This is a genomic window from Kineococcus glutinatus, from assembly GCF_039542765.1.
Lineage (GTDB): Bacteria > Actinomycetota > Actinomycetes > Actinomycetales > Kineococcaceae > Kineococcus_A > Kineococcus_A glutinatus.
The window spans coordinates 1-2911 of sequence record NZ_BAABIL010000209.1 but is presented as its reverse complement, the minus strand read 5'-3'; the positions used below and the strand labels follow the sequence as shown (position 1 = coordinate 2911).

1 protein-coding gene is annotated in these 2911 nt (G+C 74.0%); it reads right to left on the bottom strand.

The window, feature by feature from the left end:
- Positions 1–116: 116 nt before the first annotated feature.
- A complete protein-coding gene (leuS, locus tag ABEB16_RS09110; RefSeq protein ID WP_345711941.1) occupies positions 117–2648 on the bottom strand; it encodes a leucine--tRNA ligase in 2532 nt (843 codons plus the stop codon).
- Positions 2649–2911: the final 263 nt, after the last annotated feature.

Sequence of the window (2911 nt, the reverse complement as noted above, 5' to 3'; positions counted from 1 at the left end):
TCCACGTCGAACGGCGCGGTGGGGTGCTCGGCGGCGATGCGCGCGTGGAACACCACCTGCGGACGGGCACCCGCCCGGCGCGCCTGTGGGCGCCCGGACGCACCGCCCCGGCCGGGTCAGGCCGGGACGATGTTCACGAGCTTCGGCGCCCGCACGACGACCGTGCGCAGCCCGCGGCCGGCCAGCGCCGCCTGCACCCGCTCGCTCGCCAGCGCCAGCTCGCGCAGCTCGTCCTGCCCGATGCCCGGCGGCACCTCGAGCCGGTCGCGCACCTTGCCCTGCACCTGCACCACGCAGGTCACCGTGTCCTCGACGAGTAGCGTCGGGTCGACCTGCGGCCAGCCCGCCCGTGCCACCGACGCCTCGTGCCCCAGCTGGGCCCACATGTCCTCGGCGGTGTACGGGGCGAACAGGCTCAGCAGCACCGCGACCGCCTCCACCGCCTCGCGCACCCCGGCGTCACCGGGCCCGACGCGCTCGTCGTCGATCGCCTTGCGGGTGGCGTTGACCAGCTCCATGGTCCTGGCCACGACCACGTTGAAGCGGAAACCCTCCACGAGCTGGGCGGCGTCGTGCAGCGTCCGGTGCGTCAGCGCGCGCAGCGCCTGGTCCCCGGAGCGGGGGTCGGTGCCGGGCGCGGACGTCACGTCGCGGGCCAGCCGCCAGGCCCGGGCGAGGAACTTCGCCGAGCCGGTCGGGGACACGTCGGCCCAGTCGATGTCGTCCTCCGGCGGCCCGGCGAACGCCATGGTGAGCCGCACCGCGTCCACGCCGTGCTCGTCGAGCTGCTCGGAGAGCCGGACGATGTTCCCCCGCGACTTGCTCATCGCGGAGCCGCCCATGAGGACCATGCCCTGGTTCAGCAGCCGCAGGAACGGCTCCGTGAACGTCACGTACCCCAGGTCGAAGAGCACCTTGGTGAAGAACCTGCTGTACAGCAGGTGCAGGATCGCGTGGGTCACACCGCCGACGTACTGCGCCACCGGAAGCCAGCGCTCCACCTCGGCGACGTCGAAGGGGACGTCGTCGCGCTGCGGGGAGCAGAAGCGCAGGAAGTACCAGGAGGAGTCGACGAACGTGTCCATCGTGTCGGTGTCGCGCAGCGCCGGCCCCCCGCACGAGGGGCAGTCCACGTTCACCCAGTCGCTCGCCCCGCCCAGCGGGGAGGTGCCCTTGGGGGTGAGGTCCAGGCCCTCGGCCGGCGGCAGCTCCACGGGCAGCTGCTCGTCCGGGACCCGCACCTCGCCGCACGCCTCGCAGTGCACGATCGGGATGGGGGTGCCCCAGTAGCGCTGCCGGGAGATCAGCCAGTCCCGCAGCCGGTAGTTCGTCGCCGCCGCACCCGTGCCGCGCTCGGCCAGCAGCTGCGTCATGGCGGCGATGGCCTCGGCCTTGCGCATGCCGTCGAGGGGGCCGGAGTTCACCAGCACCCCGTCGCCCGTGGTCGCCACGCCGGTCCCGGCCGGGTCGGGCAGCGGCTCGCCGTCCTCGCCGCGCACGTCGACGACGACCCGCACGGGCAGGTCGTGGGCGCGGGCGAAGTCCAGGTCGCGCTGGTCGTGGGCCGGCACCGCCATGATGGCGCCGTGGCCGTAGTCGGCGAGCACGTAGTCCGCCGCCCACACCGGCAGCCGCTCCCCCGTCGCGGGGTTGAGCGCCCAGCGGTGCAGGAACACCCCCGTCTTGGGCCGGTCGGTCGCCAGCCGCTCGATGTCGCTGGCGGCCCGGACCCGCTCGACGTACGCGGCGAACTCCTGCTGCACGTCCGCGGGGGCCCCGGCGGCCAGTTCCGCCGCCAGGTCGGCGTCGGCGGCCACGACGAAGAACGTCGCGCCGTGCAGGGTGTCGGGGCGGGTGGTGAACACCGGCACCGGCTCCTCGCGCCCCTCGATGCGGAACTGCACGTCGGCGCCCGTGGAGCGGCCGATCCAGTTGCGCTGCATGGACAGGACCTTGTCCGGCCAGTGCCCCTCCAGCTGCGCCATGTCGTCCAGCAGCCGGTCGGCGTAGTCGGTGATCCGCAGGTACCACTGCGTCAGCTTCTTCTTGGTGACCAGGGTGTCGCAGCGCTCGCAGCGGCCGTCGACGACCTGCTCGTTGGCCAGCACGGTCTGGTCGTTGGGGCACCAGTTCACGAGGCTGGGGCGGCGGTGCGCCAGGCCCTTCTCGTGCATGCGCAGGAACAGCCACTGGTTCCAGCGGTAGTACTGCGGGTCGCACGTGACGAGCACGCGGTCCCAGTCGAAGGAGCAGGCGTAGCGGCGCATCGACGCCCGCTGCTGGGCGATGTTGTCGTACGTCCAGCCGCGCGGGTCGAGGCCGCGCTGGATCGCGGCGTTCTCCGCGGGCAGGCCGAAGGCGTCCCAGCCGATGGGGTGCAGGACGTCGAAACCCCGCTGCACCCAGTACCGGGCGACGACGTCACCGAGGGCGTAGGCCTCCGCGTGACCCATGTGCAGGTCGCCGGAGGGGTACGGGAACATGTCGAGGACGTACTTCTTGGGGCGCGCGTCCCCCTCGGCGCCGCTGCGGAAGGGCGCGAGGGAGTCCCAGACGGGCAGCCAGCGCTCCTGGATGGCGTGCGCGTCGTAGCGCTCGGGCCCCTCGGCGGCCGGCGTGCTGCCGGCCCCCTCCTGCGTCTGCGTCATGTCGTCCTCCCGCGCCGCGGACCCGCCCGGGGAACCGGGTGGGTCGTCGAACGGCTTCCGCCTCCTCGCTGGGCCCGGACCCGTGCCCGGACAGCAGAAGGCCCCTCGCACGTGGAGGGGCCGCCGCGCTGCCGTGGTGGTCAGCGCGGCTGGGGAAGGAGGCTGGAGCGCCGCACCCGGCCAGCTTAGCCGACCGGGTGCGGCCGTCCCGGGCGCGAGGCGGCGGGCGGACCGGGTCCGGCGCCGGGCCACGGCCGGGCCGG

Bases quoted from the DNA above. Each gene is read 5' to 3' on its own strand.
- leuS (WP_345711941.1), bottom strand. From the start codon at position 2,648: ATGACGCAGACGCAGGAGGGGGCCGGCAGCACGCCGGCCGCCGAGGGG.